The sequence below is a fragment of the Conexibacter sp. CPCC 206217 genome (genome assembly GCF_030646165.1).
Lineage (GTDB): Bacteria > Actinomycetota > Thermoleophilia > Solirubrobacterales > Solirubrobacteraceae > Conexibacter.
Map to the genome: position 1 here is coordinate 1 of NZ_JAUTDO010000018.1, position 21,247 is coordinate 21,247.

At 73.1% G+C, this 21,247-nt stretch carries 26 protein-coding genes; 13 read left to right on the top strand and 13 right to left on the bottom strand.

Features of this window, described 5'->3' with window-relative positions:
• Both Q7L65_RS27215 and Q7L65_RS27220 read right to left on the bottom strand, forming a co-directional pair.
• A partial coding sequence (locus Q7L65_RS27215) for a sigma-70 family RNA polymerase sigma factor (protein ID WP_304726596.1) occupies positions 1-883 on the bottom strand: 883 nt, incomplete at its 3' end.
• Complete coding sequence (locus Q7L65_RS27220; protein ID WP_304726597.1) at positions 880-2,637, bottom strand: hypothetical protein; 1,758 nt, start codon at positions 2,635-2,637, stop codon at positions 880-882. The genes Q7L65_RS27215 and Q7L65_RS27220, both read right to left, overlap by 4 nt.
• A gap of 151 nt (positions 2,638-2,788) precedes the next feature.
• Here Q7L65_RS27220 and Q7L65_RS27225 point away from each other — a divergent pair, with 151 nt between their 5' ends.
• The 3 genes from Q7L65_RS27225 (at position 2,789) to Q7L65_RS27235 (ending at position 4,992) form a co-directional block, all read left to right on the top strand.
• Positions 2,789-3,214, top strand: coding sequence for a DUF6529 family protein (locus tag Q7L65_RS27225; protein WP_304726599.1), 426 nt, complete (start codon positions 2,789-2,791; stop codon positions 3,212-3,214).
• Positions 3,214-3,420, top strand: a complete 207-nt coding sequence (locus Q7L65_RS27230; protein ID WP_304726602.1) for a hypothetical protein — start codon at positions 3,214-3,216, stop codon at positions 3,418-3,420. The genes Q7L65_RS27225 and Q7L65_RS27230 overlap by 1 nt, the downstream gene beginning before the upstream one ends.
• 177 nt (positions 3,421-3,597) lie before the next feature.
• The gene (locus tag Q7L65_RS27235) at positions 3,598-4,992 is read left to right on the top strand and encodes an MFS transporter (protein ID WP_304726603.1); all 1,395 of its coding nucleotides are present in this window, start codon (positions 3,598-3,600) and stop codon (positions 4,990-4,992) included.
• Between the two features lie 47 nt (positions 4,993-5,039).
• Here Q7L65_RS27235 and Q7L65_RS27240 read toward each other — a convergent pair whose 3' ends face one another.
• On the bottom strand, positions 5,040-5,555 hold the full coding sequence (locus Q7L65_RS27240) for a cupin domain-containing protein (RefSeq protein ID WP_304726605.1): 516 nt from the start codon (positions 5,553-5,555) through the stop codon (positions 5,040-5,042).
• A gap of 120 nt (positions 5,556-5,675) precedes the next feature.
• On the bottom strand, positions 5,676-6,476 hold the full coding sequence (locus Q7L65_RS27245) for an SDR family oxidoreductase (RefSeq protein ID WP_304726607.1): 801 nt from the start codon (positions 6,474-6,476) through the stop codon (positions 5,676-5,678).
• 136 nt (positions 6,477-6,612) lie between these two features.
• On the opposite strand from Q7L65_RS27245, the gene Q7L65_RS27250 reads away from it, so the two are divergent.
• The 4 genes from Q7L65_RS27250 to Q7L65_RS27265 all read left to right on the top strand — a co-directional run bounded on the left by Q7L65_RS27250 (position 6,613) and on the right by Q7L65_RS27265 (position 10,878).
• A complete protein-coding gene (locus tag Q7L65_RS27250) occupies positions 6,613-7,341 on the top strand; it encodes a TetR/AcrR family transcriptional regulator (protein ID WP_304726609.1) in 729 nt (242 codons plus the stop codon).
• A gap of 313 nt (positions 7,342-7,654) precedes the next feature.
• Positions 7,655-8,743 carry a diguanylate cyclase gene (locus Q7L65_RS27255; RefSeq protein WP_304726611.1) on the top strand — a complete coding sequence of 363 codons (1,089 nt, stop codon included), beginning with the start codon at positions 7,655-7,657 and terminating at the stop codon, positions 8,741-8,743.
• A gap of 120 nt (positions 8,744-8,863) precedes the next feature.
• The gene (locus Q7L65_RS27260; RefSeq protein WP_304726613.1) at positions 8,864-10,435 is read left to right on the top strand and encodes a GGDEF domain-containing phosphodiesterase; all 1,572 of its coding nucleotides are present in this window, start codon (positions 8,864-8,866) and stop codon (positions 10,433-10,435) included.
• A gap of 68 nt (positions 10,436-10,503) precedes the next feature.
• Positions 10,504-10,878, top strand: coding sequence for a glyoxalase superfamily protein (locus Q7L65_RS27265; RefSeq protein ID WP_304726615.1), 375 nt, complete (start codon positions 10,504-10,506; stop codon positions 10,876-10,878).
• Positions 10,879-10,968: 90 nt separating this feature from the next.
• Here Q7L65_RS27265 and Q7L65_RS27270 read toward each other — a convergent pair whose 3' ends face one another.
• Genes Q7L65_RS27270 through Q7L65_RS27280 form a run of 3 tightly spaced genes read right to left on the bottom strand, consistent with a single transcriptional unit; the run spans position 10,969 to position 11,637 of the window.
• A complete protein-coding gene (locus Q7L65_RS27270; RefSeq protein WP_304726617.1) occupies positions 10,969-11,247 on the bottom strand; it encodes a hypothetical protein in 279 nt (92 codons plus the stop codon).
• Complete coding sequence (locus Q7L65_RS27275) at positions 11,244-11,432, bottom strand: hypothetical protein (RefSeq protein WP_304726618.1); 189 nt, start codon at positions 11,430-11,432, stop codon at positions 11,244-11,246. The genes Q7L65_RS27270 and Q7L65_RS27275 overlap by 4 nt, the downstream gene beginning before the upstream one ends.
• 1 nt (position 11,433) lies before the next feature.
• Entirely contained in the window at positions 11,434-11,637 is a 204-nt protein-coding gene (locus Q7L65_RS27280) for a cold-shock protein (protein ID WP_304726619.1), read from the bottom strand.
• Between the two features lie 217 nt (positions 11,638-11,854).
• Between Q7L65_RS27280 and Q7L65_RS27285 the strand changes: the two genes are divergently transcribed.
• Together Q7L65_RS27285 and Q7L65_RS27290 are read left to right on the top strand one after the other, a co-directional pair.
• A complete protein-coding gene (locus Q7L65_RS27285) occupies positions 11,855-12,802 on the top strand; it encodes a hypothetical protein (RefSeq protein WP_304726620.1) in 948 nt (315 codons plus the stop codon).
• Between the two features lie 19 nt (positions 12,803-12,821).
• On the top strand, positions 12,822-13,028 hold the full coding sequence (locus Q7L65_RS27290) for a hypothetical protein (RefSeq protein ID WP_304726621.1): 207 nt from the start codon (positions 12,822-12,824) through the stop codon (positions 13,026-13,028).
• Positions 13,029-13,049: 21 nt separating this feature from the next.
• Here the strand turns inward: Q7L65_RS27290 and Q7L65_RS27295 are convergent, their stop codons facing one another.
• Positions 13,050-13,487, bottom strand: a complete 438-nt coding sequence (locus Q7L65_RS27295; RefSeq protein WP_304726622.1) for a hypothetical protein — start codon at positions 13,485-13,487, stop codon at positions 13,050-13,052.
• A 116-nt stretch (positions 13,488-13,603) separates the two neighbouring features.
• Between Q7L65_RS27295 and Q7L65_RS27300 the strand changes: the two genes are divergently transcribed.
• Positions 13,604-14,767 carry an HD-GYP domain-containing protein gene (locus Q7L65_RS27300; RefSeq protein WP_304726623.1) on the top strand — a complete coding sequence of 388 codons (1,164 nt, stop codon included), beginning with the start codon at positions 13,604-13,606 and terminating at the stop codon, positions 14,765-14,767.
• A 109-nt stretch (positions 14,768-14,876) separates the two neighbouring features.
• On the opposite strand, the gene Q7L65_RS27305 is transcribed toward Q7L65_RS27300, so the two are convergent.
• The gene (locus tag Q7L65_RS27305; RefSeq protein WP_304726624.1) at positions 14,877-15,635 is read right to left on the bottom strand and encodes an alpha/beta family hydrolase; all 759 of its coding nucleotides are present in this window, start codon (positions 15,633-15,635) and stop codon (positions 14,877-14,879) included.
• Here Q7L65_RS27305 and Q7L65_RS27310 point away from each other — a divergent pair.
• The gene (locus Q7L65_RS27310; RefSeq protein ID WP_304726625.1) at positions 15,634-15,942 is read left to right on the top strand and encodes a hypothetical protein; all 309 of its coding nucleotides are present in this window, start codon (positions 15,634-15,636) and stop codon (positions 15,940-15,942) included. The two genes, Q7L65_RS27305 and Q7L65_RS27310, sit on opposite strands and share 2 nt — an antisense overlap.
• Positions 15,943-16,028: 86 nt before the next feature.
• Here Q7L65_RS27310 and Q7L65_RS27315 read toward each other — a convergent pair whose 3' ends face one another.
• Entirely contained in the window at positions 16,029-16,817 is a 789-nt protein-coding gene (locus tag Q7L65_RS27315) for an SDR family NAD(P)-dependent oxidoreductase (protein WP_304726626.1), read from the bottom strand.
• Positions 16,818-16,913: 96 nt separating this feature from the next.
• On the opposite strand from Q7L65_RS27315, the gene ligA reads away from it, so the two are divergent.
• On the top strand, positions 16,914-19,013 hold the full coding sequence (gene ligA, locus Q7L65_RS27320) for an NAD-dependent DNA ligase LigA (RefSeq protein ID WP_304726627.1): 2,100 nt from the start codon (positions 16,914-16,916) through the stop codon (positions 19,011-19,013).
• A 42-nt stretch (positions 19,014-19,055) separates the two neighbouring features.
• On the opposite strand, the gene Q7L65_RS27325 is transcribed toward ligA, so the two are convergent.
• From Q7L65_RS27325 to lspA, 3 genes are all read right to left on the bottom strand, one after another.
• Positions 19,056-19,448, bottom strand: a complete 393-nt coding sequence (locus Q7L65_RS27325; RefSeq protein WP_370552637.1) for a DUF2237 family protein — start codon at positions 19,446-19,448, stop codon at positions 19,056-19,058.
• A 61-nt stretch (positions 19,449-19,509) separates the two neighbouring features.
• Positions 19,510-20,187, bottom strand: coding sequence for a hypothetical protein (locus Q7L65_RS27330; protein ID WP_304726629.1), 678 nt, complete (start codon positions 20,185-20,187; stop codon positions 19,510-19,512).
• Positions 20,188-20,261: 74 nt separating this feature from the next.
• On the bottom strand, positions 20,262-20,816 hold the full coding sequence (lspA, locus tag Q7L65_RS27335) for a signal peptidase II (protein WP_304726630.1): 555 nt from the start codon (positions 20,814-20,816) through the stop codon (positions 20,262-20,264).
• A gap of 86 nt (positions 20,817-20,902) precedes the next feature.
• Here lspA and Q7L65_RS27340 point away from each other — a divergent pair, with 86 nt between their 5' ends.
• Complete coding sequence (locus Q7L65_RS27340; protein WP_304726631.1) at positions 20,903-21,244, top strand: luciferase family protein; 342 nt, start codon at positions 20,903-20,905, stop codon at positions 21,242-21,244.
• Positions 21,245-21,247: the final 3 nt, after the last annotated feature.

The following is a 21,247-nucleotide window of genomic DNA, read 5'->3' on the forward strand; positions in this document are numbered from 1 at the left end:
CCGCACCGCCGCCGCCTGTGCCCGCGCCCGCACCGCCGCCGCCTGTGCCCGCGCCCGCACCGCCGCCGCCTGTGCCCGCGCCTGCAGCCGCGCCGCCGGCGACCCCCGCCGCACCGCCCGCGACCCCCGCGACGCCGATCGCTCCCGCGCCCAGCAGCAGCGGCAGCTCGATCGGCGGCAGCACGCCGGCGAGGCCGCGGCTGACGTTGACGAAGCGGCGGCAGGCGGAGCAGTCGTCGAGGTGCTCCTGCGCGATCCGGTGGCGCTCGCCGCCCTCCTCCAGCAGCCCGAGCGCGTAGGCGGTGACGAGCGATCTGCGGCTGCGGCACCAGTCGTCTCTGACCTCGCCGACGATCTGCGCGAGCTTGCGCGTGACGGCGTCCATCACCTTCTCCATCCGCCGCGGCGGCTCGCCGAGCAGGTCGGCCGCCTCCGGACGGGTGTAGCCGTGGATCAGGCAGAGCGCCGCCGCGCGTTGCTCGCGCGGGTCGAGGCGGTCCTTCATCCCCTCCAGCACGTGCGCCAACGTCGCGGTGTCGTCGAGCTGGCCGGCGATGTCGATCGTCGCCGGCAGCGTCTCCGGCGTCGCCTCGTCCGCGTGCTGGTCGGGCCGCTGGCGGCGGATCTCCTCGATCGCGCGGCGGTAGGCGACGGTCGTCAGGAAGGCCGCGCGGTTGTCGATCTGCTCGCCGGCCGCGAGCCGGTCGTAGAGCGCGTGCCAGGCCTGGTTGTAGACGGCGTCGAGGTCGAGCGGGTCCAGCCGCAGCCGCTGCGCCGCGAGCTTCGCCGCGAGCGGCCGCAGGATCTCGCCGCGCAGCCGCTCGTAGTCGCGCGCGAGCGCCCGCTCGGCGACCGCGCGCTGCGTCGTGTCCGCGGCGCTCATGGGCGCACGCGGACCCGCAGCAGTCTCGACGTCATCGCCGGCCACGGCCAACGCTCGTCGTCGGTGGCGATCACGACGCGGAAGCTGTAGAGCGCCTCGCTGCGGGTGCGCTGGAAGCGGTAGCGCCAGCGGAAGCTGCCGTTGCGCTCGGCGCGTATGCGGTCGAGCGTCTGCCAGTGGTCGCCGACGATCGCCTGCACGAGCGCCTCCTTGCCGCGCGCGGACTCGCCCGCGTTCACGATCGCGCCGGACAGCGTCAGCGTCTGCCCGTTGCGCAGCGCGCGCGGGCGCGGCGCGACGCGCAGCGACAGCTTCGTCAGCACGTCGACGCTCGGCGACACGAACGTCGTGTTGGCGGCGCGCGTCGGCAGCAGCCGCACGCGCAGCTGCTGTGCGCGGGCGGGGACCGGGAACTGGAAGCGGCCCGCTGCGTCGGCGCGACGCGTCCGCAGTTCGGTCCAGTCACCGCCGAACGGCCCGTACAGCCGCCGCTCGACGACGAGCGACGCGTCCCCCTCGGCCGCGCCGCCGCGCTCGCGCACGCGTCCGCTGAGCACGGCTCTGGAGCCCGCCGCGACGCTTCTGCGGTTGACCGTCAGCACGTAGTCGCCTCTGACCGCCGGCGGCGCGGGTGGCTGCACGACGACGACCGGCGGGGCGGGCGGCAGCACGACCGGCGGCACGGGCGGCACCACCACGGGCGGTCTGTCGTCGTCGCCAGCGCCGGGCGGGTCCACGACCAACGGCGCGTTGTCGAGCACGATCGTTCTCGACGGCAGGACGGTCGCGTTGCCGGCGCCGTCGCGCAGCGTCAGCTGCAACGTGTGCTCACCGTCAGGAAATCTGTTCGTGTCCAACGTCAACGCGAGCGTCGCCGAGGAGGGACACGGGCCGGGGCGCGAGTACGGCTCGCGGCATTCGCCGCCGGTCGTCGTCGAGCCGGCCGGCGCACCGTCGACCGTCGCGCTGAGGGAGGCCACGCCGGCGCCGTCGTCGTCGGCGCTCAGCGCGATCGTCTGCGGCCCGCCGACGGCGTCGCCGCCGTCGAGCAGCGGGCCGCTCGGCTCGCCGACCAGCGCGGGCGCGACCGCGTCGGCGATCTCGATCGCGGCGCGCTGGAGATGGAAGGCGGCGTTGACGCCGCCGCCGTCGATGCACGTGCCGGGCGGGTCGATCGGCGCGCTGCAGCCGGCGGCGATGCTGACGCTGTGCAGTCTCGTGCCGGATCTCTGCACCAGGCTCGCGGCGCCGAGCGGATCTCTGGCGTCGCCGCGCCCTGCGCAGCCGGGGGCGCGGCAGCTGTCGACGCCTACGCTCGCGAAGCCGAAGTCGTCCTCCAGCACGTCGCTGTAGAAGCCCGCGCCGGCCGTGCCGGAGCCGCCGGTCACCGTCCAGCGCCAGAGTCTGTAGCCGACGATCGCGCTGCCGCCGAACGACTGGAAGCGCGCGCCGGCGTCGTCGAGGTAACTGCCTCTTCTGCCGGCCGCGACGACCGCGAGGTCGCCCCCTCTGGCGCACGTGTCGCTCATCGTCGCGATCGAGCTGCCGCCGCTCTGCCACGCGCGCGCCGAGACGGGCTGCCCGTCCGGTCCGCGGCAGCTCCAGACGGTGTAGCTGCCGGCCGCGTCGGCGGCCGCGGGCAGGGCGAGCGCGGGGCCGATCAGCAGCGCCGCGGCAGCGCCCAGCCCCGCGCCGCGACAGTGCGCGCGCGAGTCCCCCGACCGGCGAACGAATGCACGAAGTCCTTCAAGCAAGGCCAGGACCGTATCGCGTGCAACGGCACGGCGCCAGGACGCGGCCCGGGTCCGACGAGCGACCAGAACGCCAAGCGCGACGGGTGTTTCAGGACTGGAACGCGCGCATCGTGCATGGCAGAGCGCCAACCCGGGGTAGCGTTGCGCAGTGATGGAGGACTTTTTCCAGAGCGTCACGCGCGGCAACCCGACCGAGGTGAAGGTCGTGCTGGCCTCCGTCGCGCTCGCGCTCGGCTGCTACCAGTTGCTGCTGATCGCGGTCGGCTACGGCAAGCTGCGGCCGGGCTTCCTCAGCGGACGGGCGGCGTCGTTCTCACATCGCGCCGTCGGCGACGCGCTCGCGGTCGTGCTGGTGATCGTGGCGCTGATGTGCGTGACGCTGTTCGGCTTCGAGGACGACGCGACCCTGCACGTCGTCGCCGGCAGCGCACTGATCGTCGTGCTGGTCGTGAAAGTGCTCGTCGTGCGCGCGACGCGCGGCTCCAGCCGCGCGCTGCCGCCGCTCGGCTTCGGCGTCTTCGCGCTGCTCGCGCTCACGTGGGCGACCTCCGCCGGCGAGTTCCTGGGGGCGACCTGATGGCGCGTCAGGTGATCGGCTCGCTGCTGGTGGCGCTCGCGCTCGTCGCGATCGCGATCGTCGTCGTGACCGCGCAGTTCGGCCCCACCAGCGCGGCCGAGCAGGAGGCGCGCGAGGAGCGCCTCGACCAGCGCATCGACGCGCGCGAGCAGCTGCGCAAGGACCGCGAGGACGCACTGAAGGACGCGCAGGACGGCCGCGACTGACCCGTCACGGCGCCGCTGACGCACCCCGCGCGCCGCTGCACGGGAGCCGCGCGTCGGAGTTGTTTCAATTCGTTCACAGGTGCTTGACGACTGCGGTGGCGCTGCCGATCACTGTGATCGATCGTGTCCGCCACCGCCGCCCCTCCTCCGCTCGGCAGCTCGCTCGACGATGCGCCGATGTCCCGCCTGCACGTCCGCTTCTGGCTGCTCGCCGGACTCGGGATCCTGCTCGACGGGTTCGACTTCTTCATCATCGGCGTCGCCAACCCGCTGATCGCCGACGACTTCGGCATCAGCTCGGCGGAGAAGGGGCTCGTGTCGGCGGCGGCGATCGTCGGCGCGGTCTTCGGCGCCGGCCTGCTGGGCCCGCTCGGCGACAAGATCGGCCGCCGCCGCATCTTCAAGTTCGACCTCTGGCTGTTCGTCGTCTTCTCGCTGCTGTGCATCTTCGCGTGGGACGTCTGGTCGCTGATCGCGTTTCGCTTCGTGCTCGGAATCGCGATCGGGCTCGACTATCCGATCGCCGCCAGCTACCTCGCCGAGATCCTGCCGTCGAAGACGCGCGGCCGCTGGCTCGTCGGCGCCTTCAGCCTCCAGGCCGGCGGCATCCTGCTCGGCGCGATCGTCGGCGTGCTCGTGCTGGTCGCGCTGCCCGACGTCGGCTCGTGGCGGCTGATGCTCGGCTTCGGCGTCGTGCCGGCGCTGCTGATCATCTGGCTGCGGCGCGAGGTGCCGGAGAGCCCGCGCTGGCTGGCGCAGAACGGCCGCGAGGAAGAGGCCTGCGAGGTCGCCGAGACGCTCTGCGGCCATCCCGTCAGCGTCACCTCCGCCGACCGCGACCGCGCCGAACCGCCGCCGGAGGGGCTCAGAGCGTTCCTGCAGCCGCAGCTGTTCTCGCGCCGCTACCGCCGTCGCACGATCTTCACCGCGGTGCCGTGGTTCCTGATGGACATCGCCACCTACGGCGTCGGGATCTTCACGCCGACGCTGCTGGCGGCGATGGCGCTCGCCGGCCCCGACGCGACCTTCCTGTCCGACGACATCGCCTCGACGAAGGGGACCGCCGCGCTCGACGTCTTCCTCGTGATCGGCTTCGCCTGCGCGATCCTGCTCGTCGACCGGCTCGGGCGCGTGCGGCTGCAGCTGATCGGCTTCGCCGTGATGGCGGTCGCGCTCTGCATCCTCGGCTTCGCGGAGGGCCTCGACGGCGGCGGCGACCAGCACATCGCGCTCGTGCTGATCGGCTTCGCGCTCTTCAACACGTTCATGAACCTGGGGCCGAACGCGACGACGTTCGCGCTCCCGGCCGAGGTCTTCCCGTCCGAGGTGCGCGCCGCCGGCCACGGCTTCGCGGCCGCCTGCGCGAAGCTCGGCGCGGCGCTCGGCGTCTTCCTCTTTCCGCTGCTGATCGACGACATCGGCACGAGCGCGCTGCTGTTCGTCGTCGCCGGCGCCTGCGTGCTCGCCTTCCTCGTCACGCTCGTCTTCCAGATCGAGCCGCTCGGCCAGTCGCTGGAAGAGGTCTCCGGCGACGAGCTGGCGGCGATCGCCCCGCGCGTCTCGCCGCCGTGAGGTCGGGCGGCGGGCGGTGCGGCGTCGCGTGACGCCGCAGTGCCCGCCTACAGCGGCGGCGGCGTCACGTCGACGGGACCTCTCCAGAACTCGATCCCCCACCTGGCGGCGATCGCGCCCAGCCTGTCGGGGCCGGCCGGGCGGCGCTCCGGCTGCGTCAGCGGGTCGGGCACCGGCACCCCGGCTTCGGCGAAGTAGCCGCTCATCAGTCCGGGCTGCCCGACGACGGTGAAGCGCGTGATCGCGTCGGACAGGTTGAGCGTCCCGTGGAACGTGCCGGGCGCGATCCAGACCGTGTCGCCGACGCCCAGCACGCGCGTGCAGACGATGACCCCGGCGCGTTCCTCCGACAGCGTGAGCTCGCCCTCCAACACCTCGAAGAACTCGCCGAACTCGTGCCTGTGCGGCGGTGGGCCGCCGCCCGGCTGGGCGAGCACCTCGATCACGTCGAGCGTGCCACCGCTCTCGGAGCGGTCGAGCAGCATCGTCACGTGGTTGCCGCCCGCCACGGCGTAGACGGGCCGGTTGTCGGCCGGGGTCGGCCGGAGCGGTTGCAGGGCCATCTGGGAAGTGAAGCATCACGGCCGTCCGGCCGCCACCGGACCCGCGCGGAGCGGACGCTCGCGCCCGCCGCGGACCGCCGGCGGCCGAACGCTTGCGCCGCCCCGCGGACGCGCCTCGACCTAGATGAAGCGGCTGCTGCCCCCGTCGATCACGTACTCCGCGCCGGCGATCCACGACGCGCGGTCCGACAGCAGGAACGTGACCAGCTCGGCGACCTCCTCGGGCCGGCCGGGGCGGCCGAGCGGGATCCCGCCGATGCTCTTGACGATCTCGGCACGGGCGCGGTCGAGGTCGCTCCCGAGCGACTCTGCCACCTCGGCGATCATCCCGGCGGCGCCGTCGGTCTCGATGAAGCCGGGGGAGACCGTGTTGACGCGGATGCCCTGCGGCCCGACCTGGCTCGCGAGCCCCTTGCTGTAGTTGCGCAGCGCCGCCTTGGCGGCGGCGTAGGGCGGCATCGACGGCAGCGGCAGGCGGTTCTGCACGGAGGTGATGTGGACGATCGCGCCGTCGCCGCGCTCGACCATGCCGGGCAGGAACGCGCGGTCCAGTCGCACCGCGGCGAGCAGGTTGAGGTCGAGGCCGGCCTGCCACGCGTCGTCGTCGAACCCGACCGCGCCGGCCTCGACGCTGGGGCCGCCGCCGACGACGTGGACGAGCAGGTCGACGCCGCCGAGCCGCTGCTCGACGGTCTCGATCACCGCCGCGACGCCGTCGCGCGTCGCGACGTCGGCGGCGACGAAGAGGTCGTCGTGGGCGCGTTCGCCGCTTGCGCTGCGAGCCGCGGTCACGACGGTCGCTCCGGCGGTCGCGAGGCGCGCCGCGACGGCTGCGCCGATGCCGCGCGTGGCGCCGGTGACGAGCGCCCGCCTGCCGGCCAGCTCGGTGTCGCCGCCGGTCGTCTCGATCGTGCTGCTCATGCTGGTGCTCCTCGAAGTTCGGGTTCGAGTCGGCGACCATAGCAGCGATATAGAAATTGCTATAGCGATCCAGCCTGAGGCCGGGCGAGTGGTTGAGAGGAAGCTATACCGACGCTATACGCGCTACGCTAGCCCGATGTCCGCAGAGCTCCGCAGCACGACCTCGGCACGCGATCGCCTGCTGCTCGCCGGCGCGCATCTGCTGGACGAGTCGGGCGGCGGCGAGGTCTCGACACGGGCGATCTGCGAGCTGGCCGGCGTGCAGGCGCCGACGCTGTACCACCACTTCGACAGCAAGCAGGGGCTGCTGGACGCGGTCGTCAGCCACGGCTTCCGCCAGTTCCTCAGCGCCCGCCGCGCGTTCGCCGTGGGCGGCGACGGCGACCCGATCGCCGACATCCGCGAGGGCTGGGACAGCCACGTGCAGTTCGGCCTCGAGCACCCGGCGTTCTACGCGCAGATCTACGGCAGCGTCCGCCCCGGGGAGCCGTGCGGCGTCGTCTCCGAGGTCGAGGCGATGATCCTGCAGACGCTGGAGCCGGCCGCGCGCCGCGGGCGGCTGACGGTGTCGCCCGCCGACGCCGCCGCGGAGATCCTCGCCGCCAGCAGCGGCGTGATCCTGACGCTGATCACGAGACCGCGCGGGAGCGCCGACCTCGGCCTCTCCCAGCGCGTGCGCGACGCCGTGCTCGACGCGGTCACGACCGATCCGGGCGACGCTGCCGCTGCACGGCCGCGCGACGAACCGACGGTCGCGAGCGCTGCGATCGCGCTGGCCGCGGCGCTGGACGACGCGCCGACGCCGCTCAGCGCGAGCGAGACCGCGCTGCTGCGCGACTGGCTCGGCCGCCTCGGCTCGCGCTGAGCACGGCGCACGCCGGGATCGCACGCGCCACGCACGACGCACGGCTCTGGCAGCTGTCGGTGCATCGATGAGCGCGCTGCAGAAGCGCTGCCACGGCCGTTTCACGGTCACCACGAAGAGCCAGACGATGGGCGACGACCTGCTCGCCTGCGTCCTCGCGCCCGGACGCCGCTCTCCGGACAGGTGAGGTTTCTTGCGCAAACCTCAGGATCCCTATACCCTAAGTTCCGGAGGGCATCTGCGACGGGGTGAACGGCATTCGCAGTGGCGTGCGACTTCCAGGCTCGCTCGTGTTGCGAATCGAGGGAATCGGATGTCCGAAGGAATCGACAGCGACCAGACGGGCGCCGGCTTCGACCAGGCTCGCGACGCACTGGTTGAAACGGAGTCGACGGCGGACCAGCAGCTCGCCGACGCCGAGCAGGAGCTCGCCGATCGCGACCAGCAGGCGGCGGATCGCGACCAGCAGGCGGCGGATCGCGACCAGCACGCCGCCGACCGCGACCAGGCGGCGGCGGACTGGGAGCGCGCGCACCCCGGTGACGACGCGGTCGCCGAGGAGGCGCACGAGACCTCGACGCGCGAGCGCGAGGCGAGCAGCGCCGAACGCGAGACGACGGCCCTCACGCGTGGTCGGACGACTTCGCAGCGGCTGCGCACGGCGTCGCTGCGCGACGAGATGGCGCGCTCGCGCGACCTCACTGCCGCCGCCCGCGACCGCGTGGCGCAGGCGCGTGACGACGCCGCCGAGCGAGGCGAGGCGAAGGCCGCCGAGCGGGCCCGTCGCGCCGCCGAGGCCGGCGATCTGGAGTTCGTCGTCGCGCGCCTGGAGGAGCTGCGTCGCTCGAGCTCCGCGGCACGGCACAAGGCGGCGCTGGAGCGCGAGCAGGCGGCGGCCGATCGCGTCGCCGCCGCGCACGACCGCCACGCCGCCGACGAGGAGCGTCGCCAGGCCGGCCTCGACGAGCTGACCGGCATCTTCCGCCGCGGCACGGGCGAGCTGGCGCTGTCGCACGAGATCCGCCGTTCGCGCCGCTCGGGTGCCTCGCTGGTCGTGGCGATGCTCGACGTCGACTCGCTGAAGGCGATCAACGACCGCCACGGGCACGCGGCCGGCGACGAGTTGCTGCGCGACGTGGCCGCGGCGATCACCGAGACGCTGCGCGCCTACGACGTGACGGTCCGCTGGGGCGGCGACGAGTTCGTCTGCGCGATAGCCGGCGTGACCCCCGCGATCGCCGCGCTGCGCCTGTCGGAGATCCGGCGAGCGCTCGATCGCCGCCGGCCGGGCGCGACGATCAGCATCGGGCGCGCCCAGTTGCGCGCGGACGACACGCTCGAGTCGGTGATCGCGCGCGCCGACGCCGCGCTCTATCGGCGCAAGTCGCAACGTGTCGTGTGACCGGGCTGCGCTCGCGTCGGGCGGCTGACTGCTCCAGGGATCCGAGCACCACCGCCGAATCGGTATAGGCTGGACTTCCAGAATCGCCGGGGCCGGCGGAGATCGAGGGTGACTGTTCGGATGACGGACGCAGAGGGAGCTGGAGCGGTCTGGAGCTACGCGCGGCGCGCCGACGACGACGATTCCCTGCGCAACCGCGTCGAGCTGGGCGCGGAGGCCGAGCGGATCGTCGGCTACGGCGTCTGGGAGTGGGAGATCGCGCGCGGGCGGGTGCGCTGGTCCGACGAGCTGCATCGGATCTACGGGCTGCGGCCGGGCGAGTTCGGCGGCACCGTCGAGGCGTTCGTCGAGCGGCTGCACCCCGACGATCGCGAGCGTGTATGGGCCAATATCTCACGCTCCGTCGAAACGCTCGAACCGTTCGTGTTCGAGGAGCGGATAGTGCGCGGCGACGGCGAGGAGCGGATGCTGCTGTCGCAGGGGCGGGTGCTGGTCGACGAGGACGGCACGGCGCGGGCGCTGGTCGGTGTCTGCCACGACGTCACCGACCGCGCGAGGGTCGAGCAGGCGCTCGGCGCGAGCGAGCGGCGGATGCGCGCGGTGATCGACAACACGCCGTCGCTGATCACGGTGAAGGACCTCGACGGCCACTACCTGATGAGCAACAGCGAGTTCACGCACGTGACCGGGATCCCGACCGCCGAGCTGGTCGGCAGGGAGTGCCACGACGTCTTCCCGCCGGAGATCGCGGAGGCGCAGCGCGTCGCGGACCGCCGCGCGGCCAGCGGCGAGGGCCCCGTCTACGGCGAGACCGTGCTCAAGCGCGACGGCGAGCCGCGCACCTACGTCTCCGTCACGTTCATGCTGCCCGACGCGGACGGCTTCCCGGCGGAGATGTGCACGATCGCGACGGACGTGACCGAGCGCAAGGAGCTGGAGAGCGAGCGGCGCGAGCGCGCCGCCTGGAAGCAGCGGATCGCCGCGACGCTCGCGGAGCGGCGGATGCTCGTCTACGCGCAGCCGGTGATCGAGCTGAGCACCGGTGAGCACTGCTCCGACGAGCTGCTGGTGCGGATGCGCACGCGCGGCGAGGACGGCGAGGTGCTGGCGCCCGCGCGCTTCCTGCCGGCGGCCGAGCGCTTCGGCCTGATCCAGTCGATCGACGTGTGGATGGTGGAGCAGGCGCTGAGCCGCACGGGCGCCGGGATCGTGCCGCCGCACGTCAACCTCTCCGCGGTGACGATGGGCGACGCGGCCGCGCGCCGCGAGATCGTCGGCCTGCTGTCGCGCGCGCCGGAGGCCGCGCGCCGGCTCGTCTTCGAGATCACCGAGACCGCGGCGGCCGCGCACCTGGAGGCGGCGCGCGCGTTCGCCGACGAGATAACCGAGCTGGGCTGCAAGCTCGCGCTCGACGACTTCGGCGTCGGCTTCGGCTCGTTCACCTACCTGCGCTCGCTGCCGATCAGCTACATCAAGATCGACCTCAGCTTCGTGCGCGAGCTGCCGCGCTCGCGCGACGACCGCCGCGTCGTGCTGAGCATCATCGGGATCGCGCGCGAGTTCGGCCTCAAGACGATCGCCGAGGGCGTCGAGGACGAGGAGACGCTGCAACTGCTCAGACAGCTCGGCGCCGACTACGTGCAGGGCTACCACCTCGGGCGCCCGGCGCCGTGGACGCCGCCCGGAGTGTGATTGAGGTCAAAAGTTGACCTCAAGGATTGGGAAGCTGGTTCCTGACCCCGAGTGAAGGAGCTGGAGCGATGGACTGGAGACTCGAACTGGTGGGCGTCCCCGTCACCGACGTGGACCGCGCCAAGCGCTTCTACGTCGAGCAGCTCGGCTTCGTCGCCGACCACGACCACACCGTCAGCGACGAGATCCGCTTCGTCCAGATCACGCCGCCGGGCTCCGGCTGCTCGATCGCGTTCGGCAAGGGGATCTCGCCGATGCAGCCGGGCACGCTGCAGGGCCTGCAGGTCGTCGTCGAGAACGTCGACGCGGCGCGCGAGCAGCTGCTGGGCAACGGCGTCGAGGTCGGCGAGGTGCAGGAGTTCCCGTGGGGGCGCTTCGTCTTCTTCAGCGACCCCGACGGCAATGGCTGGGCGGTGCAGGAGCTGTCGCCGCCGCGTCAGTAGCGCCTGTCGGCGAGCCGGGAGCAGCACGGCGCCGAGCGCGCGCCGCGGTATGACGACTGACGAGCGGGTCGCCCCGCTCGTCAGCTCAGTTCAGCTCAACGCACCCGCGGGCAGCAGATACCGGACCGGCGCGCCACTGGAGGCGCGTCTTCTGCTGGCGTCGATGCGGACCCCGTGGAGTCCGCCGGTCGCGCCGGCTCTGGCGCCCGGAATCTCCGGCTCGCCGCCGCGCGCGAGGATCCAAGCCTCGATCTCGCCGAAGTTCGAACCCTCGGCGAGCAGCGCGGCCCGCTCGATCGTCTTCCCGCCCGTGGCGTTGGTACGCGCGAGGCGGGCGACGATCTTCTGGATCGCGGGTTCGTCGATCATCCCTGGTCCTTCTGATCGCCGGAGCCGCCCTGACCCTTCGGCGTGCCGTCCTGCGCGCGCGCAGCAGCTGCTGCGCGCCGCTCGGCGGCGGCCTCCTTCAGCCGCACCTGCTCAGCTCTGTACGAGGCGAGCTTGGCGGCCGCGGTCACCTGCCGTGGCGTGGGCTCCGACGATCTGGAGGCCATCTCAGATCACTTGCACGTTCGCGGCGTTCGGGCCCTTGGGGCCGTTCTCCGCGTCGTACGAGACCTTCGCGCCCTCGGCGAGCGACTTGAAGCCTTCGCCGCCGATCGCGCTGTGGTGCACGAACAGGTCCTTGCCCTGGTCGTCGGGCGTGATGAAGCCAAAGCCCTTGTCGTCGTTGAACCACTTCACGGTTCCTGTAGCCATCATGTTCCTCCTGCGTTTTGTGCACTGCGTGACGCCGAGGTCCTGAAGGCAACGACTGCGGGCGCTGGGCACAGCTTTAGTCTGGAGAAATTCCAGATCTACCGCGACTCTACTGTGTTTCGGCCAGAGCCACTAGGCCCGGGTCAGCGCGAGGAGTACTCTCGACGGAAGCGAGCGGTCGCGGATGACCGCCCACGACGATCTGAAAGAGGGTTCGGTGAACCCCGCCTCAATCGCGGACTGCGGTCGCCGCCACCGTGTGCCGATCACGATCATCGGCTCGCTCGCGACAGCCGCGGCGCTGGCGTTCGTGCTCGCCCAGCGCCGCGACGAGTTCGCGACCGCCCTCACGAGCGCCTCGATCTGGATCCTGTTCGTCGCGGCGCTGCTGCAGGTCGTCGCGCTGCTGTCGCGCACCGAGGCGTGGCACCGCACGATCGAGGCGGCCGGCGGCACCGTCGAGCGCCGCATCCTCTACCGCGCATCGAGCATGCAGGTGCTCGGCAGCGTCATCAACGGCCAGCTCGGCGTGGCGGCGCGGATCGCGGCGCTGCGCCGCTCCTCGCCGGAGGTCAGCCCGCAGGTGCCGACGCTGATCGCGGCCGAGTTCCCGATCCTCGCCGTCGAGGCCGCGCTGGTCGCGCTGACGTCGTTCACGCTGATCGGCCCGCTCGGACTGCCGTGGTGGCTGCCGCTGATCGCGATCGCGGTGATGGGCGGGGTCAGCGCGGGACTGCGGCACCTCGCGGTGCGCAAGGGCCGCGAACTGTGGCGCGGGCTGATCGTCGTGCGCAGCCTCGGCGGCGCGAGCCGGCTCGTCGCGCTCGTGCTGGTCGCCGTCTTCGCGCAGATCTTCCGCAACTGGCTGCTGTTGCACGCGGTCGGCGTCGACGCCTCGTTCTTCGACGCGATCGCGGTCCTGATCGCGGTCGTCACGCTCGGGCAGCTGCCGCTCGGTCCCAGCGTCGGCGCGGCTGCGGCGGTCCTGATCCTCGGCAGCGACGGCGTCGCGGCCGCGGCGGCGGCCGGCCTGTTGGCGACGGTGACGGGCACGGTCGGCGGGCTCTGCTTCGCCGGCTGGGCCGGCGCCGACCACCTCTGGTCGCGCTGGCGCGGCGCCGTGCGGCTGCGACGTGCACGACCGCTTCACGGCGGGCAGGTCTGAGGGGAGTAGTGTCCCGCGCATGCCCACCGATTCCGGTCCGATGATCACCGCGCGGCTGTCCGACGGTCCGCTGAAGGGCAAGAGCCTGGAGACGCAGATCGTCGAAGGCCGCGCCCCGAAGGTCATCGACGTGCCAGGCGGCAGAGAAGGCACCTGCCGCTACTGCCTCGCCGACCACCCGCAGGGCGGTCACTCGGCGCAGTACGAGTTCCTGTACGTCGTGTAGGCCGCCGCGCGCGGCCGATCCTCAGTCCAGCCCGCGCGTCCCCACGTACGCGAGCCCGAGCGCGAGCTTGTCCTCGCCGATCGCGATCACGGGGTCCGGCCAGCCGGTCTTGCCGCTCAGCGCCGCGCGGCCGTACTGGCCCGCGTAGGCGCCGAGCCCGGCGGCGAGCGCACCGACCGCCGCACCGGCCGGCCCGGCGACGAGCGCGCCGGCGATCGCGCCGCTCGCGAGCCGCCCGCCGAGCGCCGGCGGCGACGTGCGGGCGGGCGTCATCGGCAGCTTGTCGCCGACCAGCTCGCCGGCCGCGGCGGCGAGCAGGACCCATTTCAGCGCGGGCGGTCCGGGGACGCGGCCGCGCAGCGCGAGCGCGGCGAGCGGCGTCATCGAGCGCAGGCCGGCGGTCACGCCGAGGACGGCGGCCTCGGCGAGGTGGTTCGAGGCGGATCTGTGAAGGCGCATGAGAGGAGTCTGGCGTGCTCCGCGCCGCACGCTCGCGGTGCCAAGTTCCATAGCGAGCTCAATACCTGGAAGCCGGGACCGATGACCGGGTCAGCGGTGCAGAACGTGCGGCCCATATGCGCCTGATCTCTTCTCAACGGCTCGTCCCCGGCACCGTCGTCGCACGTGATGTGCGACCCGGGATAGCGGGCACAGCGCCGCTCGTCCACGCGGGAACGCGTCTGACGCCCAAGATGTGCCTGCGGCTGTGCGAGCTCGACGTGGCCGCGGTCTGGGTCGACGACGAGCTGGGCGAGGGCATAGAGCCGCTGGAGGCGCTCAGCGAGGAGACGCGCGACGAGGCCGAGCGCGAGGTCACCTCGACGCTCGCGCAGGCGCGCGACGCGCTCGCCGGCGGACAGCAGCTGGCGTCGATCGACGTGATGCGGCTGCGCGACGTCGCCGCGGCGATCGCGCAGGAGGTCTCCGGGCTGCCGGAGGCCGTGATCGCGCTGTCGGAGATGCGCAGCGCCGACGCCTACACGCACGAGCACTCCGTCCGCGTCACCACCCTCGGCCTCCTGCTCGCCGCCCGGCACTGGAAGAGAAACGGCTGGATAGACCACCGTGGCGAGCGCCGCCACGACAACATCACGCAGCGGATGACGCAGCTCGGCTTCGGACTGCTGGTGCACGACATCGGCAAGCTCGCGATCCCACGCGAGGTGCTCGACAGACCGGGCAAGCTCGACGCCGACGAATGGGATCTCGTGCGCCAGCATCCCGAGCTGGGCGCCGGCATGCTCAACCACACGACGACGTCGATGCTGGCGATCTCGGTCGTGCGCTACCACCACGAGCGCTGGGACGGCGGCGGCTACCCGCGCGGCCTCGACGGCGCCAGCATCTCCGAGCTGGCCCGCATCGCCGCGGTCGCCGACGTCTACGACGCGGTCCGCTCCGAGCGTCCCTACAAGCCCGCGCAACCGTCGCACGTCGGCGTCGACGTGGTGCTGGAGGGTTCCGGGACGGCCTTCGACCCGAAGATCGTGGAGACGTTCAAGGAGGTCGTGATGCCCTACCCGGCCGGCCACGAGATCGACCTCCCCGACGGTCGTCGCGGCGTCGTGGTCGCGGTCGACCCCACCCGCCCCTACAGCCCGCGCGTTCGGATCGCGGAGCTGGAGAGGGCCGACGGAGACGATCGCAGCGGAAACGTCGACGGCGGCGGCACGGGCGTGCTGACCGAGGTCGAGATCGACCTCAGCCAGCCGCCGGCGTCAGTCAGCGGCGGCGGGTGAGAGGCGCCGCAGCCGTCGCGGCGTCCAGCAGGCCCGCTCGCCCAGCAGCTTCATCACGGCCGGCACGAGGATCATCCGCACGAGCGTCGCTGGAGGATCCGACTGCCGATCACGGCAGCGCGTCGAGCCACCTCCTGACGGTGGCGCCGATCGAGGCGACGTTCGTGCGCAGCGCGTGGTCGCCGGCGACCTCGACGACGGTCCGGTTCGGTGCGGCCGGCGGCATCCCGAAGCGATCTCTGATCCCCTGCACGACGAGCGTCGGCACGGTCACGGCGTCCAGTTCGTGCAGCCGGTCCGGCGGCGGCGCGGCGGCGCTCGCGCGTTGCGGCGGCTGGAGCGGAAACGCGAGGCAGAGCACGCCGATCGCGTTCGTCGCGGCGGCGGTGCGGCAGGCGACGCGGGCGCCGGAGGAGCGGCCGCCGGCGATCAGGGGGAGGGGGTGGAGGGGGCCGGCGGCGCTGCGGGCGGCGGGCGAGCCGGCCGCGCTCGGGCCGCGAGCGGCCCCGCCGGCCGGCGCGAACAGCTGCTCCACGACCGCGATCCATGCCGCGTCGAGCTGTCCGGCCGGGGCGGCGGAGCGGCGGCCGGCGACGCGGTAGGGCTGCTCGATCAGCGCGACGCTGACGCCGCTCGCCTGCGCGGCCGCGGTCGCCGCGACGAGGTCGGGCGCGGTGACGCCGCCGCCCGCGCCATGGCCGAGCACGAGCGCCGCACGCGGCTCGTCCGCGAGGTGGAGGTGGGCGCGGGCCGGTCCGTGCGGGGTGTCCAGTTCGAGCACCCGCCGATCCTCCCACGCACGCCGGTCCGAGGGGAGGACCGACGGTCTGCTGCCGTAGAGCGGTAGTAAACTTTCGCTCCTCGTCATGGCCGAACCTGAGACGGAAGGTGGCGCGGTGCCGCAGTTCAGAGTCGCGATGTACACGCTCGAGGGCGGGATCCCGCTGGAGCAGGCGCTGGGCGACCTGCAGAGCGCGCTCGGCGAGGGCCGCGTCGGGCGCCCCGACGACAACGGCATCCTCGAGGTGACGGTCGACGCGCCGTCGTTCGACGACGCCCTCACGAAGGTCTGGGACGGCGTCGCCGCCGCCGGTGCCGACGACCAGCTCGCCTTCGCCGAGCACCCGGACCTGCCCGAGCACTGGCGCGCCAGAGCGGGCCCGCGGCCGAGCTGACTGCCGGCCAGCCGGCCGCTCCCACCGGTCGGTCGCCGGGCACGCTCGCGCGGCGCAGCGGCGCAGCGGCGGGCGGCGGGCGGCGCTCAGACCGTCTTGATCAGCCCGCCGTCGATCACGTAGTTGGCGCCGGTCACGTTCGCCGTGCGCGCGGAGGCGAGCATCACGACCAGCGTCGCGACCTCTTCCGGAGTGGTGAAGCGGCCGGTGGCGAAGCCGCCGATGCCGGCGATCACGCGCTCGCGGGCGGTGTCGGCGTCGACGCCGGTCGCGGCCGCGACCGTCTCCGCGACGCCGTGCTCGCCGAGCCACAGGTCGGTCGCGACGGGGCCGGGGGAGACGCAGTTGACGTGGATCCCTCTCGCCCCGAACTCCTGCGCCAGCGACTTGCTGAGGTTGACGAGCGCCGCCTTCGCGGCGCCGTAGTCGATCGTGCCGGCGTCCGGCTGGAAGAAGGCGTTGACGGAGGCGACGTTGACGATCGCGCCGCCGCCGTTGTCGACCATCGCCGGGATCGCGGCGCGGATCGTCCGCAGCGCGATGAAGAAGTTCATCTGCAGCGCCCATTCGAACTCGGCGTCGCTGGTGCCGAGGAACCCGTCGAGGCGCATCCGCACGGCGCCGACGTTGTTGACGAGCACGTCCACGCGGCCGTGCTCGTCGAGCGCGCGCTGGACGAGCTGTGCGGGAGCGTCAGGCGCCGCGAGGTCGAGCGCGACGGGCGTCACGCGCTCGATCCCCGTGAGCGTGTCGGTCGAGCGCGAGCCGGCGACGACGAGCGCGCCCTCGTCGGCGAGCCCGCGGACGATTGCGAGCCCGATTCCCTTCCCGGCGCCGGTCACGATCGCGACCTTGCCGTTCAGCTCCAGGTCCATGTTGCTCCCTCGGGTTCGGATGGGCGTCGAGCGTACTGCGCGATGAGTTCGGGGCCCAGGCCCGGTCCTGACATCCATGTGGATTAAGGTGCCGGCGTGACCGAAGACGTGGAGCAGGAGGCGCGGGAGCTGGCCGCGCAGGTGGAGCACCATCGGGCGCTGTACGCGCGCGGGGTGCCGGAGCTGGTCGACGCGGACTACGACGCGCTCGAGGAGCGGCTGCGGGCGCTGCTCGCCGAGCACCCCGAGGTGGGCCTCGACGACAACCCGCTCGACCGCCCCTGGTCGCCGCAGCTGGTGCCCGGCCAGACGATCCACCACAGCCGTCCGATGCTGTCGCTGGAGAAGGCGACCGCCGACGAGCAGCTCGACGCGTTCTGCGCCCGCTTCCCCGGCCAGGCCTTTCGCGTGATGCCGAAGCTCGACGGGATCAGCTTGGCGATCGCCTTCCAGGATGGCGAACTGGAATACGTCGCCACGCGCGGCGACGGGCGCGACGGCGAGCGCGTGACGGAGAAGGCGCGCCACGTCGTGCTGGGTCTGCCGCTGACCGTGCCGGCGCAGGGGCGCGTCGAGGTCCGCGGCGAGGCTGTGATGCTGAACTCGGTCTGGGTGGCCTATAACGACACGCACCCCGACAGACCGCTGACGAATCCGCGCAACGCCGCGGCTGGGACGCTCGTGCACAAGTCCCCGCAGGCGTGCGTGGCGGAAGGGCGCACGCTGCGCTTCTTCGCGTTCGACCTCGTCGAGGAGACGGCTGAGAGCGCGCCGCCGGCGCCGGGCGCGGCCGCCGGCGCCACGTCATCCGCGGCGCAGGCGGGCGCGGCGGCTGCGGCGCCGGCGCCCGTCGTCACCGACGTCTTCGACCGCATGAGCGCGCTCGGCTTCGACGTCCCGGACCTCTTCCCGGCGGCCGACGGCGGCGGCGTGCGCGGGGCGATCGCGGTGATCGCCGCGCGCCGGCCGAGATACGACTTCGGGATCGACGGCGCGGTCGTGCGGCTGGCGTCGCCGCGCGCGTTCGCCGCCGCGGGCGCGTCGGCGAACGCCCCGCGCGGCGCGATCGCGTGGAAGTACCCGGCGCAGGAGCGCACGACGAGACTGCTGGAGGTGACCTGGCCGGTCGGCAAGATCGGCCGCGTCGTCCCGCGCGCGCAGGTCGAGCCGGTCTTCGTCGGCGGCACGACCGTCACGTACGCCTCGCTGCACAATCCGCGGCTCGTGCGAGAGCGCGACATCCGTGTCGGCGACACCGTCCGGATCATGCGCCGCGGCGACGTGATCCCGTTCATCGCCGGCTCGGTGCCGGAGCAGCGCACCGGCGACGAGCTGCCGATCGAGCTGCCGACGCACTGCCCGTCATGCGGCACGCCGCTGGTCGTGAAGGGGACCGGCGAGGAGCTGTGGTGCGAGAACCTGCAGTGTCCCGCGCAGGCGGTGCGGCGGCTGATCCACTGGTCCTCGCGCCACGCCTCCGACATGGAGGGCGTCGGCACGACCTGGATCGAGAAGCTCGCCGAGGACGGCGTGCTGGAGCGCCCGTCGGACTTCTATGCGCTGACGGCGGAGCGGCTGATCGACTACGAGCGGATGGGCGACACCTCGGCCGCCGCGTTCGTCGCCGGGATCGACCGCTCACGCGGGCTCGGGCTGCGGCGCGCGCTGATCGGCCTCGCGATCCCGATGGCGTCGGAGGGCGTCGCCAAGCGGCTCTGCCTTGCCGGCTTCGAGCGCATCGAGCAGATCGCCGACGCGACGGTCGAGCAGCTGGAGGCGATCCGCGACATCGGCCCGAAGGTCGCGCAGTCGCTGGTGGCGTACTTCGCGCGCGAGGAGGTGCGGACCGAGCTGGCGGCGCTGCGCGCGGCCGGCGTCGACCTCGACGTGCGCGACGAGGACCGCCCGGTCGACGTCGCCGAGGCGGCTGAGACGCCGCTGAAGGGCTCGACGGTCGTCGTGACCGGCGCCTTCTCCGACCCCGACAACGGCGCGAAGGTCGCCCGCCCGGCGGTCGTGCGACTGCTGGAGCAGGCGGGCGCGACGAGCGCCTCCTCGGTCAGCGCCGCGACGACGTTCCTGATCGCCGGCGCCGACGTCGGCGCCTCGAAGACGGCGAGAGCGGAGAGACTCGGCGTCCAGGTCGTCGACCAGGCGCAGGCGTGGGCGTGGCTCGACGCGGCGGGGGTGCGCTGAGGCGTGCTCGCCGCGGCGGCTCGCGCGCCGGCCGCCCCGCACTCAGTCGCTCAGCCCACTGGCGTCCGACGGCACGTCGACGGCGTGCTCGCGCAGGGCGATCAGCGGGACGATCTCCAGCGCGCGTTCGTGCGTCGAGGCGAGCACGACGAACGCGGCGGCGCCGTCGGCGTGGGCGCGCAGCCAGTTGGCGGCCGTGACGCACCAGCGGTCGCCGGGCCTGAGGCCGGGGAAGCGGTAGGCCGGGACGGGCGTCGTGAGGTCGTTGCCGATCGCTCTCTGGTGCGACAGGAACTCCTCGGTCACGACCGCGCAGATCGTGTGGCTGCCGCCGTCCGCGGGGCCGGTGCTGCAGCAGCCGTCGCGGAAGAAGCCGGTCATCGGATCGGTCCCGCACGGCTCCAGCTCGCCACCGAGCACGTTGCGCTCGCTCACTCCGCTTCGCTCGCTCACGCGCTGAAGTATCCAGCACGCGCGAGAGGGCGCCCGCGCCGACTCATCCCACCAGCCGGTGCAGCGGCGTCCGCGCGCGCTTGCCGGCCGGCTCGATCAGCTCCATCAGGCGCAGGCAGTAGACGGTCCGCTGCGCGAGCACGGTCGGGCAGCCGAACAGCGCGCCCAGCTCGCGCGTGCTGAACGGCTCGTCCGGCAGCGTCGGCAGCGCGGCCAGCACGTCGGCGGGCGTTCTCATCTCTATGCGGTCGATCACCTCGACCAGCCGGCGCTCGCCCGGATCGCGCGTGCGGCGCCGCACGCGGACCGGCTCGGGGCCGCGGATGTGGTCCTCGCGGCCGAGCAGCACCTCCAGCGTCAGGTTCGGGTGCGCCAGCAGCGACGGGAACGTGACGAGCTTGTCGAACAGCTCGACGACCGTCGAGCGGCGCGGCGATCTGCGCGCCGAGAGCACCTCGCCGTCGGCGTCGACGCGCACGATCCGCCGCTCCGCCGCGACAGGGTGGACGATTCGCATGCGATGGTCGTCCAGCAGCGCGTCGAGCTTCGCTGTCAGGCCCCCGAAGCCGCCCGTCTGCACCTCGACCAACTCGCCGTCGGCGCGCACGAGGTCGATCACGAAGCGGCCGACGGGCACCTCCAGGCGGTCGCCGGGTTGCACGAGCGCCGTCTTCACCGCCGCGTGCAGGGGCCCTTCCCTCAGCACTCCGATGCCCGCCATCGCCGGCCAGGGTAGCTGGGCGGCGGCGATCGCGGCGGGCGCGACCGCCGCGCTGTCGTTGAACGCGCGCGGCGCTACCTCTCCGGCGGTCCGACGGCTCCCGCCGGCGCTGGCTCCGCTGTTCCCGTCGCGCCCGCTGGTACCGGCTCCTGCGGCGCGCGTGCCGGCCGGGTGAACCAGGCGACGATCAGCAGGCCGACGATCCCGACGGTGATCGCCTGGTCGGCGAGGTTGGCGGGTCCGCTGTCGCGGAAGACGATGAAGTCGGTCACCGCTCCGGTGCGCACGCGGTCGAGCAGGTTGCCGAGTCCGCCGCCGAGCAGCAGGCCGGCGGGCAGCCACAGCAGCTTGCGCGGCCCGAGCGAGCGGACGAGCAGCAGCAGCCCGACGAGCGACGCGGTCGTGAGCGCGACGATCGCGGCCGTCGGCGCGTCCGCCAGGTGCCCGCCCGCGATGCCGGGGTTGCGGTAGTGGACGAACCGCAGCAGACCGTCGATCACCGGCACGCTCTCGCCCTGGCCGATCGTCCGCACGACGATCGCCTTGGAGATCTGGTCGATCGCGATCACGACGAGCGCGGTCAGCGCCAGGCAGCGGGCGAAGCGGGTGGTCGCGGACGGCCTGGTCACCGTGACAAAGAGTAGGGGAGCGGCCTTGACTTCAAGTGCGCTTGAAGACGGATGATGGCTCGATCACCGAGCGTCAGGAGATGACCATGGCCAGCACGACCGCAAGCGCGAGAGAGCAGATCACCGACGAGGTCACGACGTGGCCGGGCGTCACGACCGCCGGCCCGGGCGAGCGCGGCGAGTTCTCGTTCATGCTCGGCCGCCACGAGATCGGCCATCTGCACGGCAGCCACGTCGCGCACTTCGCCTTCCAGCGCCAGCTCGGCAGCGAGCTGCGCGCCGCCGGCCGCGTCGTCGCGCACCCGATCACCGACGCCCCCGGCCTCGGGGCGCGCCGGATCGACGGCCCCGAGGACGTGCGCGAGGTGATCGCGCTGCTGCGCCTGAACTACGAGCGCCTGCTGGGGCGCTACGGGCTGCCGGACTGAGCG

Coding starts and splice junctions, on each gene's coding strand:
- Q7L65_RS27270 (WP_304726617.1), bottom strand. CDS start 11,247: ATGATCGACGAACCCGCGATCCAGAAGATCGTCGCCCGCCTCGCGCGT.
- Q7L65_RS27250 (WP_304726609.1), top strand. CDS start 6,613: ATGTCCGCAGAGCTCCGCAGCACGACCTCGGCACGCGATCGCCTGCTG.
- Q7L65_RS27230 (WP_304726602.1), top strand. CDS start 3,214: ATGGCGCGTCAGGTGATCGGCTCGCTGCTGGTGGCGCTCGCGCTCGTC.
- Q7L65_RS27260 (WP_304726613.1), top strand. CDS start 8,864: ATGACGGACGCAGAGGGAGCTGGAGCGGTCTGGAGCTACGCGCGGCGC.
- Q7L65_RS27265 (WP_304726615.1), top strand. CDS start 10,504: ATGGACTGGAGACTCGAACTGGTGGGCGTCCCCGTCACCGACGTGGAC.
- Q7L65_RS27300 (WP_304726623.1), top strand. CDS start 13,604: ATGCGCCTGATCTCTTCTCAACGGCTCGTCCCCGGCACCGTCGTCGCA.
- Q7L65_RS27235 (WP_304726603.1), top strand. CDS start 3,598: ATGTCCCGCCTGCACGTCCGCTTCTGGCTGCTCGCCGGACTCGGGATC.
- Q7L65_RS27310 (WP_304726625.1), top strand. CDS start 15,634: ATGGCCGAACCTGAGACGGAAGGTGGCGCGGTGCCGCAGTTCAGAGTC.
- Q7L65_RS27275 (WP_304726618.1), bottom strand. CDS start 11,432: ATGGCCTCCAGATCGTCGGAGCCCACGCCACGGCAGGTGACCGCGGCC.
- Q7L65_RS27255 (WP_304726611.1), top strand. CDS start 7,655: ATGTCCGAAGGAATCGACAGCGACCAGACGGGCGCCGGCTTCGACCAG.
- Q7L65_RS27315 (WP_304726626.1), bottom strand. CDS start 16,817: ATGGACCTGGAGCTGAACGGCAAGGTCGCGATCGTGACCGGCGCCGGG.
- Q7L65_RS27340 (WP_304726631.1), top strand. CDS start 20,903: ATGGCCAGCACGACCGCAAGCGCGAGAGAGCAGATCACCGACGAGGTC.
- Q7L65_RS27305 (WP_304726624.1), bottom strand. CDS start 15,635: ATGACGAGGAGCGAAAGTTTACTACCGCTCTACGGCAGCAGACCGTCG.
- Q7L65_RS27225 (WP_304726599.1), top strand. CDS start 2,789: ATGGAGGACTTTTTCCAGAGCGTCACGCGCGGCAACCCGACCGAGGTG.
- Q7L65_RS27240 (WP_304726605.1), bottom strand. CDS start 5,555: ATGGCCCTGCAACCGCTCCGGCCGACCCCGGCCGACAACCGGCCCGTC.
- Q7L65_RS27280 (WP_304726619.1), bottom strand. CDS start 11,637: ATGGCTACAGGAACCGTGAAGTGGTTCAACGACGACAAGGGCTTTGGC.
- Q7L65_RS27245 (WP_304726607.1), bottom strand. CDS start 6,476: ATGAGCAGCACGATCGAGACGACCGGCGGCGACACCGAGCTGGCCGGC.
- Q7L65_RS27290 (WP_304726621.1), top strand. CDS start 12,822: ATGCCCACCGATTCCGGTCCGATGATCACCGCGCGGCTGTCCGACGGT.
- Q7L65_RS27295 (WP_304726622.1), bottom strand. CDS start 13,487: ATGCGCCTTCACAGATCCGCCTCGAACCACCTCGCCGAGGCCGCCGTC.
- Q7L65_RS27330 (WP_304726629.1), bottom strand. CDS start 20,187: ATGGCGGGCATCGGAGTGCTGAGGGAAGGGCCCCTGCACGCGGCGGTG.